We start from the raw sequence: 15,503 nt of genomic DNA on the forward strand, positions 1-15,503 counted from the left end.
CGACACTTACCACTCACGACCAACGCGCCTCAGCGGCGGCAGGGGCCGAGGTCCACTCCGCCGGTTGTCTGCCCGGCGGTGACGGGAATCGGTGTGGCGGAAGCGAAATCGGCCGCGTCCCGGTACCAGCATTCGGCATCGATGTGATACTTGATCTTGACGTTCTGCGTGGCGAGGCCGTTGACCGTGTACTGCCCGTTCGAGTCCGGCGTGGCCCAGTCGAGGATGTCCCCGGTGCGCGAGTTGAAGCTGTAGGCGTACCCGAAGGTGGGCTTGCCGTCCGCGCCGAGGATCCGTCCGCTGACCGAACCGTTCGGCACGAGGGCCGCGTTCTCGGTCACCGTCGCGCCGGGCCGCACCCGCACCGGACGGGCGGCGAACCGGTCCGCGGCACCTCCCGACCACTGCCACGCGTAGTCGCCTCGGGACGAGGCGAACTCGAGCGGCCACTTGTACGGTCCGAGGCCCTTGATCGTGTAGGTGCCGTCGTTCCGGCTGCAGTTCACGTCGAAGCGGAAGCCGATCCGGGGATCGACCGCGTACGGGTAGACGCAGACGCCGCCCACCGCGGCCGCCGTGGCGCGATCGGTGACCTTGCCGGTGATCGTCCCGGCGGGGTCCATCCTGATGTCCGCCGTCGAGACGACCTTGCCGAGTTCGGCGGTGACCGTGCGGGCCTGCCCGATGTCGCCGGTGCCGCCGTCCGTCCCGGCCCACTGCATGCCGTATCGCTCGTCCAGCGACTTGACCAGCAGCTTGTACGCGCCGGGCTCGATCGGCCCGATCACCAGCTTCCCGTTCTCGTCGCTGCAGTAGTACAGATAGTCGGCGTCGAGGACACCGACGACTGGAAGGGCGTAGGTGTCGACGCAGACCCGCGCCAGCGGGGCCTTGGTCTTCGCGTCCCGCACGGTGGTCACGATCGAAGCGGCGGGTTTCATCGACGCCCGGAATTCGGTGGTTTGGCCCGGCGCCAGGTCGACACGCCCCCCGTTGACCGGCTGGTAGGAACCGTCCGGTCCCCAGACGCTCAGCGTGTAGTAGCCGAACGGCGGCATGTCCTCGTAGAGCATGACGCCGTCCGCGCCGGCGCATTTCCGCAGCTGCGGCGGATGCCCTTGTTCGACTTGCGAGCACGCACCGGCGACGGGCGCGCCGGTCTTCTCGTCCGTCGCGATCACCCGGAGCTTCCCGTACGGTGCGATGGCCTCGTCGACGACGGCGACCTGGTCATCGGCGACGGCGAAGGTCTCCGCCTCCGGGAAGCTCGCCTTCTGCCGGATCCATTGCGTGCGATCGCCGTAGGTGATCACCATCGTGTAGATGTCCGCCTTCACGCCGCTGAACGAGTACGTGCCGTCGGGCGCGGTGAGGACCGTCGACCACCAGCGCTGGTTCTGGTCGGTGAGGCTCACCGACGCCCCCGCCGCGGGCTTCCCCTGATCGGTGATCTGCCCGCGGACGGAGGCCGTGCCCTGCCGCAACCCGAAGTCCAGTCCGTGCGGCAGGTCCACTACCTCCGCGGCGAGCGCGCTTCCCTTGTTGTACGCCCAAAGCTCGGCGTATCCGGCGGCGGTCGCGCGTGCCTTGTACTTGCCGGGAACGACGCCGGTGATCTCGTACCGGCCGTCCGTGCCCGCGCACCCCGAGCCCGTCTCCTTCAGGTCGAGATCGAACAGCGTCACGCACGCTCCGGCGATCGGCTCTCCGGAGTCCGCGGCTTTGACCACCCCGGACACGATTCCCTCGTCGGCGACCGCCGGACCGGTCGTCAGCAGGGCCGCGATCGGTATGGCGGCGGCCAGGAACAGTGGTCTCTTCATCGGAAGCTCCCCTCAGTGTCCGCCAACGATGGCGCGGGGGGAGCCGCCGTGTCTGCGTCATCTGACACAGACCCGGCCGGGGAACCTCAGGCCGCCTCCGCCGCGAGGACCTCACGGGCGACGAGCACACCGCCGACGAACCCGACCGGCATCACGATCAGCGCGGCGAACGGGATCAGGCACAGCAGCGACACAGGAAGCCCCAGCCCGAGGGCGAGCGCGCGGTGCCGGCGCAGCAGCGGCCGGCGCTGCTTCAAACCCATCCCCCGCCGGTAGAACGGCACGGCGATCAGTTCCAGCGCCAGGAACCACGCCGTCACCAAGGCCAGCAGGACCGGCACGACCGTCTGCCCCACCACCGGGATGAAGCCCGCGATCAGCAGCGGGATCGTGAACAGCAGCGAGCGGAGCACGAGAGCGATGCCGTCTTTCAGGCCCAGCACCAGCAACCGCCACCCCGAGAGGTCCACCGCGCCGGGCACGCCACCGAGGTCGTCCTCGACCTTCTCCGCGATGTGTTCGTAGAACGGCCCGCCGACGGCGAGGGTGATCGCCGTGAACCCGATCATGGCGATGGCCAGCGCCACCCCGAACACCGCGACACCGGCCGCCACCCGGATCGTCGTCTGCCAGCCCGGCGACCAGTCGTCGGCGAACGGGGTGAGCAGCAGCGAGAGATCATCGATCCAGAAAGCCAGCGCGACGACACCGCCGATCAGCAACAGCGTGGTCAGCAACGCGGGCAGCGCGCCGATCAGCAGCAGTCTCGGCGACCGCAGAAGGATGCCGAGCCCTTGCCCGAACATCCGGAAACCCTTGAAGAAATCCCGCATCGGACATTTCTACCAGTGTCCGCGGACCTCAGGGCACCCGCAGGCACTGGCCGGGGTTGAGCAGGTTCCCCGGCGCGTACCGGGCCTTGGCGTCGGCGAGTTTCGGCCAGGCCCCGCCGAAGTGCGCGCGCCAGTCCTCTGTGGACATCGGCAGCGCGTTCGACGGATAGACCTTCCCGCCCAGCTCGCGTGCCTTCCGATAGAGGTCCACGTTGAGCTGCAGCAGGCGTGCGTTGTGCAGCGGATCGCGGGGCGAACCGACGCGCAGCGGCGAGAACAGCCAGGAGATCTCCCCCGGCGGCACGGTGAACAGCGGAGTCTTCAACCGGTCGTTCCGCACCGGGTACAGCAGGACCAGTCCCGTGGCACCCAGTTCGGGTTCGCCGGTGGCGGCGAGGGTTTCGGCGACGAACCGTTCGACGGTGTCGTCAGTGAGGAACACGTTCAGCCACGGATGCGGATGGAACCAGCTTCCTTCCGCCCGCAGGGCGGCCTCCCCGTCGGCCATCCGGTTCAGGAAGTCGAAATACACCGTGTCCTCGTCTTCGGACGCGCCGAAACCGAGCGAGTCCAGCAACGCGGCCTCGTCCGGTCCGGCGGGCGGCGAGTAGTAGGCCACCGCCTCCAGCATGTACCGCCAGCCGTCGCCGACGGGGATCAGCTGGCCCTCCACGTAGTCGAACCGACCGTCACGGACGACGGCGCGCTGGTCCGCCAAGAACGCCGAGAGCGAGTCGTAGTAGAGCTTCCACCGCCGGGCCCGCGCCGGGGCCGGGGCCAGCCGCAGGGTCGCGCGGGTGATCACCCCGCATTGCCCGAGGCCGCCGAGGACCGCGTCGAACAGGTCCTCGTCGCTCTCGCGTGAGCAGGTGAGCACCTCTCCGGCGCCGGTGACGACCTCCAGTTCCACCACGCCGTCGGTCTGTGTGCCGTGGTGGTGGGTGGCGCCGCCGATCCCGCCGACCACCAGGGTGCCGGCGACGGTCAGCTCGAGATAGTCGGTGAGTACCGGAGGTGCCAGCCCGTGCGGCAAGGTCGCCTCCAGCACTTCCCGCCAGCGGGCGCCCGCGTCCACCGACACCAGATCACCGGTGACCACCCTGTGCGGCGGCAGCGAAGTCATGTCCAGCAGGATCCCGCCCTCGACCTGTCCCTGCCCGTACGGCGAATGCCCCGCTCCGCGGGCGGCGACCGGCAGGCCGCGCGCGGCGGCGAACCTGAGCACGCCCGCCACGTCGGTCACCGAGGCAGGCCTCACGACCAGCCCGGGCCTGGTGTGGATCAGGTTGCCCCAGTCCTTCCCCGCCACGGACAGCGCGGCTTCTCCGGCGAGGATCTCTCCGGCGATGGCGGGCAGGATCTCGTCGGTCATGCTCGCACGCTACCGAGAACGGGCGGACATAGGCGATTTTCACCGACGCGAACCCCGCGTCGCGCTGCGAGATCGGGGGCGTGACGAACACATTGGCGCCGACGCGGCGAGCCCGCGGCACCGTGCAGGCCGCGGCACCGCTGACGTCGCCCAGGTCGTGGCCGGGCTGCTCGTCGGAGGGTTCGGCGTCGGTTTCGTCGTCCCGAACCTCAACCTGCGCCTGGCCGAGTTCGCCCATCCCGCGCACCGCGGCCGCGTGCTCAGCGGCCTGGTCGCCGCGATCTTCCTCGGGCATTTCCTGTCCCCCATCGTCGTCCAGCCACTCGTTCCAGGACATCGGCATCGGCGGCGCGTTCACCTGGACCGGTGTCGCCCTGGGCGCCGGAGCGGCACTCGCCGCTCTCCTCCCGAACCGGAACAACGGAAAGGAAACACGATGATCTACCACGGCAACCGTTTCACCCTGCGCCCCGACGCCTCCCCGGAGCAGGTCGAAGAAGCTCTGGAAAGCCTCCGCAGCCAAGGCCGGGTCATCCCGTCGGTGAAGTCCTTCGTCGTCGGCCGCGATCTCGGCGGTGACTACGAATGGGGCGCCGTCTTCGCGATCGAAGACCTCGACGGGGTACTGGGAGTACCTCGTGCACCCGGCGCACCGGAACACCGACCGGGTCGGTCTGCCGCTGGTCGACAGGTTCGCGTCCTTTGACATCACCGACGACCCGGATCCGGAGATGGGCGCGAAGATCGCCGGACTGCACCAGCGTCGCTACGACAACGACGCCGAACTGACCGCGCTGATCTCCGATCTCGGCGAATACTCCGGCAGCGCCGCGCCGGGAAGGCACGGACGGGCTTCAGCCACCGTCCGCGAGTGAACCGCTGCCGTCGGGGCCGGTCACGATCACCCGGGTACTCACAGCGGTGCCGAACGGGACGATCGTGACCTGCCACGTCTGCGGTTCCCCGACGTCGATGGTCGCCTTCGCCCGCCGCACCAGGGCTGGGACGCGGTCGGCCTCCAGCGCGCGGAGGTCGAACCGCGGCACCTGGGCGCCTGTCGGCGCGAAGACCACGGTCAGCCGCCGGTCCTCGACGACCACGGTGATCACCTGCGAAACGTCTGCGGTCTGCGCCAGTGAGTCGATCACCCGGCGCAACTCCCCTTCGCCCAGCAGGGATCTGTCGACATCGACGGTCGCGGAGCCCGAGGAGGACGTGGTCACGCTGGATGGGGTTTCTTCCGTCCGGGCAGGCGTTTCCGGCGCGAACAGCTCCGCGCCGAACAGGAACAGCACGAGCGCCGCGCCGAGCAGGAACCCGAGGACGGCGAGCGCGGCGAACCCGCAGCCCTCCGGCGGTTCCTGCACCAGGCTGGACTCCGGAGCGGATTCGATCGTGGCTTCGGCCGCGCGGCGTTCCCACGACGGCGGCGGCCGGTCCACGACCTCCGCCTTCCACGGCCGGTCCGGCGGGTACCGGACGACGAGGACGTCACCCGTCCGGTAGTTCGGGATGTCGACCAGGTTGATGCCGTGGGTGATCTTCACCCGGAACGTGGCCAGGCCGTCGGGGGCGACGGTGAGGGCGAGGTCGACCGGGATGTCCCCCGTCTCGGTGCCCCCGGCACGAAGGCTTTCGATCTTGGCGAGCGCGACCACCGGAACGATCTTCGCCTCACGGGCGCGTCGCGGTGCCCCGGCGAGGTAGAGCAGGATCCCGTAGACGATCGGAAGTCCGACGCCCGTGATGATCAGCGGGACGTACTCGATGACGACGCCGACGATGAACGCGCACAAGGTCGTCCCGCTGATGATCCCCGTCAGGAACCCGCGGACAAGGGTGAGCGGCATGGACACTCCAGAGTTCGGTTCGCTGGCAGCCGGTCGCCGAGGGAGGGATGGCGCCTCGGCCGGTCCACCCTCTGCCGAGCCCGGCGCTACCGAACCCAGGTTTCGTCTCCTAATACTATTAGGCAAATCCCAAATGTACTATGGTAGAGTGGCAGCCATGGCGCGAGCGGGATTGACGACGGAACGGGTGATCCGGGCGGGCGCGGAGCTGGCCGACGAGATCGGTTTCGAGCACGTGACCCCGACCGAGCTCGCGAAACGGTGCGGCGTCAAGACGGCGAGCCTGTATTCGCACGTGCGGAACGCCCACGAACTGAAGACCGAGATCGCCCTGCTGGCCTTGGCCGAACTCGCCGATCTCGCCGCCACCGCGGTGGCGGGACTGGCGGGCAAGGAGGCGCTGGTCGCGTTGGCGAACGTCCACCGCGACTACGCCCTCGAACACCCGGGCCGGTTCACCGCCGCGAGGTTCCGGCTCGCACCGGACAAGGCGGCCACCAGCGCCGGCGTCCGCCACGCCGAATTGACGCGGGCGATCCTGCGCGGCTACGACCTCGCCGAACCGCATCGGACGCACGCGGTCCGGTTGCTGGGCAGTGTGTTCAGCGGTTTCGTCGGCCTGGAGGCCGCCGGAGGTTTCAGCCACAGCACCCCCGGCTCGCAGGAGAGCTGGACCGAGATCCTCGACGCGCTCGACGTCCTGCTGCGCGCCTGGCCCCGAACGAAATGAACGGAAGAATGCTCACCACCCCGATCACTGCCGACCTCGTCCGCGGCGCGCTCGACCTCGAATCCACCGAGCGCGGTGTGCTCCCCCACCGGCTGCCCGCGCGGGCCCGGCTGCAGATCCCCGACGGCCAGCTGGCCATGGCGGAGTCGCAACCGTCCGGCGTGCGGCTGGTCTTCCGCACCACGGCGTCCCTCGTCGAACTCGACGTCCTGGCCACCAAACGGGTCTTCACCGGCACACCGCCCCGGCCCGACGGCGTCTACGAACTGTTCGTCGACGGCAGGCTCTCGAGGCAGGCGAGCGTGGCCGACGGCGACACGATCAGCGTCGACCTGGCCACCGGTGCCGCGCGGCACGAGCCCGGCCCCGTGCGAACCCTGCGGTTCGACGACCTGCCCGGTCACGAGAAGACCGTCGAAATCTGGCTGCCGCACAACGAAACGACCCGGCTGGTCGCCTTGCGCACCGACTCGTCCGTCCACAGTGTACAGTCGAGCGGTCGCCGGACCTGGCTGCACCACGGCAGTTCCATCAGTCACGGTTCCAACGCGACGACCCCGACCGGGACGTGGCCCGCCACGGCCGCGGCTCTCGCCGGGGTGGACCTGGTCAACCTGGGCTTCAGCGGCAGCGCGCTGCTCGACCCGTTCACCGCCCGCGCGATGCGGGACACGGCCGCCGACATCATCAGCGTCAAGATCGGTATCAACGTCGTCAACGCCGACCTGATGCGGCTGCGCGCGTTCGGCCCGGCGGTGCACGGTTTCCTCGACACCATCAGGGAAGGCCATCCCACCACGCCGTTGCTGGTCGTCTCGCCGATCCACTGCCCGATCCACGAACACACGCCGGGGCCAGGCGAGTTCGACCCGGACGCTCTGCGTGAGGGGAAAGTGCGGTTCAGGGCCACCGGCGATCCCGCGGAGACCGCATCGGGAAAGCTGACGCTCACCGTGATCCGCGAAGAACTCGCCCGTATCGTCAAGGAACGGAGCGCGGCCGATCCGAACCTGCGGTACCTCGACGGCCTCGAACTGTACGGCGAGGCGGACCACGCCGAGCTGCCGCTGCCCGACGCCCTCCACCCGGACGCGGCCACGCACCGGCTCATCGGGGAGCGCTTCGCCCGGCTGGCCTTCGACGCCGCACTCACGTGATCAGAGACGGATCTCACGTGCTCAGACGCCGCACACTCGAGTACGGCATCCAGTCACGTGAGATCCGTTCCTGATCACGCGAGTCACGTACACACCGTTTGCTGTGCGCGTATCCGTCGGTAGGCCGAACGGTGGGGTACCTATTTTTCTTCCTGTCCAACGAAAGTCGGTATCCGCCACCGGTGCGGCGGATCACCATGATCGGCACCGGATCACCGGCGCCGGGTCGCCTTGGCCGTGCCCGGCTACCCACTGTGTCCAGCGCGGCCACCCCTCGCGCTGGATGTCCCCTCGCGAAAGTGAGTCACCGGTATGCGCACAAACCCCTTAGCCCGTACCGCCACGACACTGGTGGCCGCGGCCGCGGTCGCCGGCTTCCTCGCCCCGTCCACGGCCACAGCCACCACCATCGCGGGCTACTCCCCCACGGTGCAGCACGAGGCGGTGACGTCCCTCGCCGCCGAAGCCGGGATCAGCCAGGCCGCCGCCGTCGAATTCCTCCGGACGCAGACGGCGAGCGTCGAGAAGCTGCAGAAGGTCACCGCTTCGCTCGGCTCCCGCGCCGCCGACGGATACCTCGACGACGCCGCCAAGCCGGTCGTGAACGTCCTCGACCAGGCCGCCGCGGACCAGGTGACGGCAACCGGGGCGCAGGCCCGGGTGGTCAAGCACTCCAGCGCCGCGCTGGCGGGGGCGCAGAACGCCCTGCAGGCGTTGCCGGCGGTCGCGCACACGTCGATCGGCCTCGACCCGAAGGCCAACCAGGTCGTCTTGACCATCTCCGACGCGGCCAAGGGCACCGAAGCCCTCGTGAAGGCCGCCAAAGCACTCGGCGACCGCGTCCGTGTGGAGCGGACCACCGGCGAAATGCACACCGCGATCTACAACGGTGAGGCCATCACCGGCGGCGGCACCCGCTGCTCGGTCGGGTTCAACACCAACCGCGGCGGCCAGAACTACATCCTCGACGCCGGTCACTGCACCCGCGCGGTGTCGCAGTGGAACGTCGGACCGTCGCAGGGCGCCAGCTTCCCGACCAACGACTACGGCCTGATCCGCAACACCACCGGCAGCGCACCCGGCGCCGTCACCCTGTGGAACGGCTCCACCCAGCGGATCGCCTCCGCCGGTACCGCCACCGTCGGGCAGCGGATCAGCAAGAGCGGCAGCACCACCCGCCTCACCTCGGGTTCGGTGCAGCGGCTGAACGTCACGGTGAACTACGCCGAAGGCTCGGTGCACCAGCTGATCCAGACCAACGCGCTGGCCAACCCCGGCGACTCGGGCGGCTGCCTCTTCGCCGGCAGCGTCGGCCTCGGCATCACCTCCGGCAAGGGCAGTGGCACTTCGTACTACCAGCCGATCGGCGAGGCACTGAGCGCCTACAGCGTCACGCTCAACCCGTAAGGGCACCCCACCGGGCCCCGGTCACCTCGACCGGGGCTCGGCCCGCGCGCGGAAGTGGCCGACCAGGTGATCGCGAAACCGTTGGGCGGCAACGGAAAGATACGTGTCCTCGCGCCACGCGACGCTGAGCACGCGGCGGCATTCGGGATCGTCGACGTCGAGCCAGACCACCGTCGAACTGGAGACCGCGCGCAACCCCAGCGAAGGAACCAACGCGATGCCGAGCCCCGCGTCGATCAGCTGAAAGAGCACCGCGGCCTCGTCTCCCTCGCAGACAACGTGCAGGTCGAGCCTGGCCTTCGCGAACAGACGGTCGACGAGCGCACGTTGCCAGTAACCGGGTCGCGTGGTGAGGAACGGCTCACCCTCGAGGTCCGCCAGGCCGACGCGGCCGCGATCGGCGAGCCGGTGACCGGCAGGCACGCAGAGCATCACCGCTTCGTCAAGGAGCACACGGCTGCGGATGTCGTTACCCGTCAAGGGTTGCGAGGTGACGCACAGGTCGACGTCGCCGGCTTTCAGCTTCTCCGCCATCCCCTCCACCGACGCCTGGGAAAGCCGCACGTCCACCAGTGGATGGCCAGGGACGAAGGTGCGAAGCGGTTCGGTGAGGACGAGCAGGCTTTCGGCCGCGACGGCGACCGTGCCGCGTTCCAGCCCGGCGGCGTCGTCGAGTTCCTGACGGGCGTCGTCGAGTTCGGCCAGCGCCCGGTCGACGCGACGGAGGAACGCGGTACCGAACCGGTTGAGCCGGATCCGGCGGCCGTGCCGGTCGAACAGCGGTACGCCGAGGTCGTTCTCCAGCCTGGCCAAGGTACGGCTGAGCGAGGGTTGCGCGACACGCAGCTTTTCGGCGGCGCGGCCGACGTGTTCGAGCCGGGCGACCGTCTGGAAGTACCGGAGTGCCAGAAGATCCACTGCTGATACCTCGCCTGTTATGAACAGATAACCGATCTTGTCTTGGACAGCATAAGGCGTCGGCTTCTACGTTCGATCACGTGAGTGAAACCCTGACCAGCCCGAGCCGGAAGGCGAACGGGACGCTGGTGGTGAACCGGGTACTGGTGAGCGCCCACGCCGTCGCGATCATCGGCCAGCCGGTGTTCGCCGGCGGCTATCTCGGCGGCGACTACGACATGCTCTGGCTGCACCGCTGGGGCGCCGACGCCGTGTCGTACCTGGCGTACGCGCAGATCCTGGCGGCGCTGGTCCTGTGGCTGGTCCGCGGACCGCGCTGGCTGTTCTGGATCAGCCTGCTGCTCGCGCTGGGCGAGACCGGACAGTATCTCGCCGGGATGAAGGGCGCGCTCGACCTGCACATCCCGCTCGGCGTCGCCCTCGTCACCGCGACGGTGCTGACGACCATCGCCGTCTGGCGGCCGCAGACCTGGCGGGTGGACCGATGAGCGGGCGGCTGCCCCGCAGGACCTTCCTCGGGCTCGCCGGCGGGGCCGGTGTCCTCGTCGCGGCGGGGGTCGCGGCTCCCCGCCTGCTCGCGCAGGGCGCTCCGGAGACCGGCGAGTTGCTGCGCAGCGGACTCCCGTTGCCGGAGCCGTTCCGGGTACCGCTGCCGATCCCGCCGGTCCTGCGTCCACAAAGGACCGCCGAGGCCGATCACTACACGATCACCCAGCGGGCGGCGACGGCCGAGATCCTCCCCGGCGTCCGGACGCCGATCTGGGGCTACGACGGGATCTTCCCCGGTCCGACGATCGAGTCACGGCGGGACCGGACGGTGGTGGCGCACCACCGCAACGAACTTCCCGTGCCGACCGTGGTCCACCTGCACGGCGGGCACACCCCTGCCGAATCCGACGGCTACCCGACCGATCTCGTCCTGCCGCGATCCGGGTGGAGCACCGCGCATACCGGGCACGGCATGGTCGACGCCCGCGCCCGGATCTCGAACGGCGAACGCGACTACGTCTTCCCGCTGCGGCAACGGGCCGCGACCCTGTGGTACCACGACCATCGCATGGACTTCACCGGTCCGGCCGTGTACCGGGGCCTGGCCGGCTTCCATCTGGTCCGCGACGACGAGGAAGACTCACTGGGACTCCCGTCCGGGGACCGTGAACTGCCGCTGATGCTCGCCGACCGGTCTTTCGACGAGCACGGGGCCTTCGCCTATCCCTCGCTCGACCGGTCGCTGCGGACCACACCGGGCGTCGAAAGTGCTTATGTGGAAGGCGTTTTCGGTGATGTCATCCTGGTCAACGGCGCGCCGTGGCCGGTACACGAGGTGGCGGCCGTCAAGTTCCGCCTGCGCCTGCTCAACGGCTCCAACGCCCGGCGCTACGACCTGGCGCTGGACCCGCCGCCGCCCGGCGGGGGCGGGTTCGTGCAGATCGGCGCCGACCAAGGCCTCCTGGAGGCTCCGCGCGTGCACGACCATCTCCCCCTCGCGCCGGCGGAACGATACGACGTCGTCGTCGATTTCGGCCGGTATCCGGTCGGCACCGAAGTCACCCTCGTGAACCGGCTCGGCACCGGTTCGACCGCCCACGTCATGCGATTCGTCGTCGCGCGCCGCGCCGCGGACGACAGCCGCGTTCCGGCGAAACTCGGCGAAATCCCGCCGCTCACTCGCGAACAGGCCACGACCACGCGCGAGTTCTCGTTCCGGGCGGGCACCGTCCACGGCCGCGCGGGCTGGGTGATCGGCGGGGAACCGTTCTCGCCGGACGTGATGTCGGCGAGCCCGCGCCTCGGCGACACGGAGATCTGGCGGTTCGTCGCCGACATCCACCATCCCGTGCACCTGCACCTGGTGGGCTTCCGGATCCTCTCGCGCGGCGGGCGTCCGCCGGGGCCGTTCGACGGCGGTATCAAGGACACCGTGGACCTGGCCCCCGGCGAGTCGGTCGAGGTCATCGCGCGGTTCGACGGCTATCGCGGCCGTTATGTCTTCCATTGCCACAACGCCGAACACGAGGACATGGCGATGATGGCGAACTTCGAGGTGGTCTGAGCGATGCCAGGAGAGGGGCGTTCGGGACGAAAACGTCTGAACGCCCCTTTCCTGACACATCCGGCCCGACTCAGCCCACGCCGAGCAGGGCCGCGAGCGCCTCGACCAACGACGCGGACAGGCCGGCGATGGTGCTGTCGAGATACTCGGCGATCGGCGTGAGTTCCGCCGCCGACGCGGAGCCGCCGAAGACGGCGAGCATCGGAACCGCCAGCAGGCCGGCCGCGAGGCCCCGCTTCGTCCAGCGGCGGGTGGTGCTCTGGGTGTCGCGCATGGTGTGCATCCTCTCGGCTGTGGATGTGCGGACAGGGACCGCACACCGAGGAGGCTGCCTTGATCATCGAAGGCCGGACAAGGCGGTTCACCGCCATTTGACGATCATGAAACAGCGGTCGCTCGTCCGAGTGAAGCCCGTTAACCCGAGCGACTACCCGCGAGTAACACCCCGTTCACGACCCGCCCCGGATCGGCTTGGTCAGCGGCGGAACCGATGAGCCGCTGCGCTATGGGTGTCCACAAAGGACGCTCGTCAGCGACGAAATATCCGCTTCAAGGCCATATGCCCGGTTTGGCGAGGGGGTCGTGAGTGGCAATTAGGGTTCTAACCCTCCTTAGCACTCACGACCCCTTCGCCAAACCGCACAAATCACTCAATTCGGGCACTGGCATCTCGGAAAGTCTCCCTTATGGACAGTCAGGGGGTGTTTCTTCGGCGAGTCCCGCCCCTGCCGTCAACTCCGGCACGCCACTCACGACCCGCCGGACGTCAGCGGGATCGGCGTTCGGCCGGCCAGCGCTCCGAGTCCGAAGTCCCGCCGTCGAGCCGATCCACCACTTCGTCGAGGAAACTGCCGTGGCCGTGATCGGCCAGCGCCTTCAGCACCACCTCGGGATCCCCACCCTCGATGATCGTGAGCAGTTCGCGATGCCGCTCGACGTTCTGCGGCAACGATTCGCCGCCGCGGCGGGCACTGCGGTTGGGCGCCACGCACAACTGCATCCGCAGCGAAAGCGCGCGATACGCCTCGGTGACGCGCTCATGCCCGGCAGCGCGACGATCGACTGACGGAAGTCGTACTTGCGCTGGGAGAAAGCACCTTCGTCACCGGCAGGCCTGAAGCCGCTCCGGCGAGCGGACCGGGATTCCGATCCGGACGGCGAAAGCTTCGAGCTTCTCGCGCAGAGTGACGATTTCGTAGACGTCGTGGCGGGTCAGGGGCCGGACGATGACACCACGCCGCGGACGGGGCACGACGAGTCCTTCGGAAGCCCTCCTTGCATGTGAGCGGTACGTCACTCGCCACATCCTTGGACTTTCCGTCCAGCGCTTATACAGTCAGTCTCGTGACCAACGAGCATCCGTACCCTCCGGCCTTCCGCAGCGGTGACCTGGTTTCCGTGTCCGGACGGCTCGGCGTGAGCGAAGCCGGCGCACTGGTACCCGGCGGATTCGACGCCGAATGCCCGCAGGCCTTCGCCAATCTCGAGGCCGCGCTGCGTTCGGTGGGCGCGACGAGGGCCGACGTGGTGAAGGTCGTCGTCTACCTGACCGACATCGCCGACCGCGACGGCCTCAACCGGGTCTACGAAGAGTTCTTCGCCGAGCCTCGGCCCGCCCGGACCTGTGTCGGGGTCGCGTCGCTGCCCTACGGCGGAGTCGTCGAGGTCGAGGCCCTCGCCCGCGTACGCGATGTCTGAGCAGGACGCGATCCTCGACGCGCTCGCCCCGGTCGCCGACGGCATCGCGGCGACACTCGGCTCGTTTTGCGAGGTCGTGGTGCACGACTTCCGCCGTCCGGAGAAGTCGGTGGTCGCGATCGCGGGCTCGGTCACCGACCGCACCGTGGGCGGCTCGATGAGCGAGATCGGCATGGGCCTGCTCGCCCGCGGCGACGACGCCGAAGACCAGCTGAACTACGTCACTCGGACGGCGTCCGGGAAGCTCGTGAAGTCGTCGACCATGCTGCTGCGCGACAGCGGCGGCTCGGTGTTCGGCGCCTTGTGCGTGAACCTCGACGTCACCGCGCTGGGCCAGCTGCGGACCCTGGTCGGCGAACTCGCCGACGTCGGCACCGCCGCCGAAACGCCGACCACCACCTTCGGCGACGACGTCGACGCGGTGGTGGACGCGATCGTCGACGAGCACCAGCTCCGGCTGAACAAACCCTGGACCGCGCTCAGCCGCGAAGAACGCCTCGACCTGTTCCGCAGCCTGCACGCGCGCGGCGTCTTCGCCGTGCGGCGGGCCGTGCCCCAGGTCGCGGCCCGGATCGGGATCTCCCGCGCCTCCGCTTACAACTATCTCGCCGAAATCCGTGATCAAGGAGCATCATGACCGCCCCCGTGACCATCGACGACATCCGCGACGCCGCCGCCCGTCTGGCCGGTATCGCGCACCGGACGCCGGTCGTGCGTTCCCGGACCCTCGACGACCTCGTCGGCGCCGAGGTCTTCATCAAGTGCGAAAACCTCCAGCGCGTCGGGGCTTTCAAGTTCCGTGGCGCGTACAACGCCGCTTCGCGACTGTCGCCGGAACAGCTGGCCAAGGGCATCGCCGCCTACTCGTCGGGGAACCACGCCCAGGCCGTCGCGCTCGCCGCGCGGGAACTCGGGAGCAGCGCGGTCATCCTGATCCCGGAGGACACCCCGCAGTCCAAAAAGGACGCCACCGCGGGCTACGGCGCCGAGATCGTCACCTACGACCGGTACACCGGCGACCGCGTCGCGATCGGTGAGGCACTGGCGGCCGACCGCGGTCTCGCGCTCATCCCGCCCTACGAGCACCCGCACGTGATCGCCGGGCAGGGCACCGCGGCGCTGGAACTGCTGGAGGACACCGAATCACTGGACACGCTCGTCGTCCCGGTCGGCGGCGGTGGCCTGATCGCGGGCAGCTCGACCGCCGCGAAGGCCGTGCGGCCCGGCATCCGGGTCGTCGGTGTCGAACCCGCCGAGGGCGACGACACCAAACGCTCGCTGGAGGCCGGGGAACGCGTGTCGATTCCCGTGCCGCGGACCATCGCCGACGGCCAGGCCGCCGCCATTCCCGGCGAACTGACCTTCTCGATCAACCGGCGGCTCGTCGACGACATCGCGCTGGTCACCGACGACCAGGTCCGGGACGCGATGCGGTTCGCGTTCGAACGGCTGAAGCTCGTCATCGAGCCGAGCGGGGCGACCGGGCTCGCGGCGCTGCTCAGCGGCCAGGTGCCCGCTTCGGGCAGGGTCGGGGTGATCGTCAGCGGCGGGAACGTGAGCCCGGAACGCTTCGCCGAACTGATCGCGGCCGGGTGACCCCCGCACTTCGTCACCTACTTGTGATCGCGCGTGAAGGCCCCCTTCCCTCGGCTCAGCTGAGGG

The 15,503-nt window shown here is 69.3% G+C and carries 18 protein-coding genes; 10 read left to right on the forward strand and 8 right to left on the reverse strand.

The window, feature by feature from the left end; genetic code table 11:
- Nucleotides 1-29: 29 nt before the first annotated feature.
- From LCL61_RS27530 to LCL61_RS27540, 3 genes are all read right to left on the reverse strand, one after another.
- Nucleotides 30-1,823, reverse strand: coding sequence for a carboxypeptidase regulatory-like domain-containing protein (locus LCL61_RS27530; RefSeq protein ID WP_340682411.1), 1,794 nt, complete (start codon nt 1,821-1,823; stop codon nt 30-32).
- A gap of 86 nt (nt 1,824-1,909) precedes the next feature.
- On the reverse strand, nt 1,910-2,656 hold the full coding sequence (locus LCL61_RS27535; protein ID WP_340682412.1) for an EI24 domain-containing protein: 747 nt from the start codon (nt 2,654-2,656) through the stop codon (nt 1,910-1,912).
- 28 nt (nt 2,657-2,684) lie between these two features.
- Complete coding sequence (locus LCL61_RS27540; protein ID WP_340682413.1) at nt 2,685-4,028, reverse strand: FAD-binding protein; 1,344 nt, start codon at nt 4,026-4,028, stop codon at nt 2,685-2,687.
- Here LCL61_RS27540 and LCL61_RS27545 point away from each other — a divergent pair.
- Both LCL61_RS27545 and LCL61_RS27550 read left to right on the forward strand, forming a co-directional pair.
- A complete protein-coding gene (locus LCL61_RS27545) occupies nt 4,003-4,734 on the forward strand; it encodes a Dabb family protein (protein ID WP_340682414.1) in 732 nt (243 codons plus the stop codon). The two genes, LCL61_RS27540 and LCL61_RS27545, sit on opposite strands and share 26 nt — an antisense overlap.
- 25 nt (nt 4,735-4,759) lie before the next feature.
- Nucleotides 4,760-4,903 (forward strand): hypothetical protein, encoded by a 144-nt coding sequence (locus LCL61_RS27550; protein ID WP_340682415.1) that lies wholly within the window; start codon nt 4,760-4,762, stop codon nt 4,901-4,903.
- On the opposite strand, the gene LCL61_RS27555 is transcribed toward LCL61_RS27550, so the two are convergent.
- Nucleotides 4,883-5,878: a hypothetical protein gene (locus LCL61_RS27555; RefSeq protein ID WP_340682416.1), complete on the reverse strand. Its 996-nt coding sequence runs from the start codon at nt 5,876-5,878 to the stop codon at nt 4,883-4,885. The genes LCL61_RS27550 and LCL61_RS27555 overlap by 21 nt on opposite strands.
- 157 nt (nt 5,879-6,035) lie before the next feature.
- Here LCL61_RS27555 and LCL61_RS27560 point away from each other — a divergent pair, with 157 nt between their 5' ends.
- From LCL61_RS27560 to LCL61_RS27570, 3 genes are all read left to right on the forward strand, one after another.
- The gene (locus LCL61_RS27560; RefSeq protein WP_340682417.1) at nt 6,036-6,608 is read left to right on the forward strand and encodes a TetR/AcrR family transcriptional regulator; all 573 of its coding nucleotides are present in this window, start codon (nt 6,036-6,038) and stop codon (nt 6,606-6,608) included.
- An 8-nt stretch (nt 6,609-6,616) separates the two neighbouring features.
- Entirely contained in the window at nt 6,617-7,765 is a 1,149-nt protein-coding gene (locus tag LCL61_RS27565; protein ID WP_340682418.1) for a GDSL-type esterase/lipase family protein, read from the forward strand.
- Between the two features lie 312 nt (nt 7,766-8,077).
- A complete protein-coding gene (locus LCL61_RS27570; protein WP_340682419.1) occupies nt 8,078-9,172 on the forward strand; it encodes a S1 family peptidase in 1,095 nt (364 codons plus the stop codon).
- Between the two features lie 21 nt (nt 9,173-9,193).
- On the opposite strand, the gene LCL61_RS27575 is transcribed toward LCL61_RS27570, so the two are convergent.
- Nucleotides 9,194-10,090, reverse strand: coding sequence for a LysR family transcriptional regulator (locus tag LCL61_RS27575; RefSeq protein ID WP_340682420.1), 897 nt, complete (start codon nt 10,088-10,090; stop codon nt 9,194-9,196).
- Between the two features lie 80 nt (nt 10,091-10,170).
- On the opposite strand from LCL61_RS27575, the gene LCL61_RS27580 reads away from it, so the two are divergent.
- Together LCL61_RS27580 and LCL61_RS27585 are read left to right on the forward strand one after the other, a co-directional pair.
- Nucleotides 10,171-10,578, forward strand: a complete 408-nt coding sequence (locus LCL61_RS27580; protein WP_340682421.1) for a hypothetical protein — start codon at nt 10,171-10,173, stop codon at nt 10,576-10,578.
- On the forward strand, nt 10,575-12,143 hold the full coding sequence (locus LCL61_RS27585) for a multicopper oxidase family protein (protein ID WP_340682422.1): 1,569 nt from the start codon (nt 10,575-10,577) through the stop codon (nt 12,141-12,143). The genes LCL61_RS27580 and LCL61_RS27585 overlap by 4 nt, the downstream gene beginning before the upstream one ends.
- A 70-nt stretch (nt 12,144-12,213) precedes the next feature.
- On the opposite strand, the gene LCL61_RS27590 is transcribed toward LCL61_RS27585, so the two are convergent.
- From LCL61_RS27590 to LCL61_RS27600, 3 genes are all read right to left on the reverse strand, one after another.
- Nucleotides 12,214-12,417 carry a hypothetical protein gene (locus tag LCL61_RS27590; RefSeq protein ID WP_192744723.1) on the reverse strand — a complete coding sequence of 68 codons (204 nt, stop codon included), beginning with the start codon at nt 12,415-12,417 and terminating at the stop codon, nt 12,214-12,216.
- A gap of 492 nt (nt 12,418-12,909) precedes the next feature.
- Nucleotides 12,910-13,131, reverse strand: coding sequence for a hypothetical protein (locus LCL61_RS27595; RefSeq protein WP_425341939.1), 222 nt, complete (start codon nt 13,129-13,131; stop codon nt 12,910-12,912).
- Nucleotides 13,132-13,245: 114 nt separating this feature from the next.
- Nucleotides 13,246-13,395 (reverse strand): hypothetical protein, encoded by a 150-nt coding sequence (locus LCL61_RS27600; RefSeq protein WP_340682424.1) that lies wholly within the window; start codon nt 13,393-13,395, stop codon nt 13,246-13,248.
- 92 nt (nt 13,396-13,487) lie between these two features.
- Here LCL61_RS27600 and LCL61_RS27605 point away from each other — a divergent pair, with 92 nt between their 5' ends.
- Genes LCL61_RS27605 through LCL61_RS27615 form a run of 3 tightly spaced genes read left to right on the forward strand, consistent with a single transcriptional unit; the run spans nt 13,488 to nt 15,437 of the window.
- Nucleotides 13,488-13,841: a RidA family protein gene (locus LCL61_RS27605; RefSeq protein WP_340682425.1), complete on the forward strand. Its 354-nt coding sequence runs from the start codon at nt 13,488-13,490 to the stop codon at nt 13,839-13,841.
- On the forward strand, nt 13,834-14,478 hold the full coding sequence (locus LCL61_RS27610; RefSeq protein WP_340682426.1) for a helix-turn-helix transcriptional regulator: 645 nt from the start codon (nt 13,834-13,836) through the stop codon (nt 14,476-14,478). The genes LCL61_RS27605 and LCL61_RS27610 overlap by 8 nt, the downstream gene beginning before the upstream one ends.
- Entirely contained in the window at nt 14,475-15,437 is a 963-nt protein-coding gene (locus LCL61_RS27615) for a pyridoxal-phosphate dependent enzyme (protein WP_340682427.1), read from the forward strand. The genes LCL61_RS27610 and LCL61_RS27615 overlap by 4 nt, the downstream gene beginning before the upstream one ends.
- The last annotated feature ends 66 nt before the right edge of the window (nt 15,438-15,503 follow it).

It is taken from the genome of Amycolatopsis coloradensis, from assembly GCF_037997115.1.
Taxonomy (GTDB): domain Bacteria; phylum Actinomycetota; class Actinomycetes; order Mycobacteriales; family Pseudonocardiaceae; genus Amycolatopsis; species Amycolatopsis coloradensis_A.

Excerpts from the sequence above, each read along its gene's own strand:
- LCL61_RS27555 (WP_340682416.1), bottom strand. The coding sequence starts at position 5,878 with ATGCCGCTCACCCTTGTCCGCGGGTTCCTGACGGGGATCATCAGCGGG.
- LCL61_RS27545 (WP_340682414.1), top strand. The coding sequence starts at position 4,003 with ATGGCGGGCAGGATCTCGTCGGTCATGCTCGCACGCTACCGAGAACGG.
- LCL61_RS27590 (WP_192744723.1), bottom strand. The coding sequence starts at position 12,417 with ATGCGCGACACCCAGAGCACCACCCGCCGCTGGACGAAGCGGGGCCTC.
- LCL61_RS27540 (WP_340682413.1), bottom strand. The coding sequence starts at position 4,028 with ATGACCGACGAGATCCTGCCCGCCATCGCCGGAGAGATCCTCGCCGGA.
- LCL61_RS27560 (WP_340682417.1), top strand. The coding sequence starts at position 6,036 with ATGGCGCGAGCGGGATTGACGACGGAACGGGTGATCCGGGCGGGCGCG.
- LCL61_RS27565 (WP_340682418.1), top strand. The coding sequence starts at position 6,617 with ATGCTCACCACCCCGATCACTGCCGACCTCGTCCGCGGCGCGCTCGAC.
- LCL61_RS27535 (WP_340682412.1), bottom strand. The coding sequence starts at position 2,656 with ATGCGGGATTTCTTCAAGGGTTTCCGGATGTTCGGGCAAGGGCTCGGC.
- LCL61_RS27610 (WP_340682426.1), top strand. The coding sequence starts at position 13,834 with ATGTCTGAGCAGGACGCGATCCTCGACGCGCTCGCCCCGGTCGCCGAC.
- LCL61_RS27570 (WP_340682419.1), top strand. The coding sequence starts at position 8,078 with ATGCGCACAAACCCCTTAGCCCGTACCGCCACGACACTGGTGGCCGCG.
- LCL61_RS27615 (WP_340682427.1), top strand. The coding sequence starts at position 14,475 with ATGACCGCCCCCGTGACCATCGACGACATCCGCGACGCCGCCGCCCGT.
- LCL61_RS27585 (WP_340682422.1), top strand. The coding sequence starts at position 10,575 with ATGAGCGGGCGGCTGCCCCGCAGGACCTTCCTCGGGCTCGCCGGCGGG.
- LCL61_RS27550 (WP_340682415.1), top strand. The coding sequence starts at position 4,760 with ATGGGCGCGAAGATCGCCGGACTGCACCAGCGTCGCTACGACAACGAC.
- LCL61_RS27530 (WP_340682411.1), bottom strand. The coding sequence starts at position 1,823 with ATGAAGAGACCACTGTTCCTGGCCGCCGCCATACCGATCGCGGCCCTG.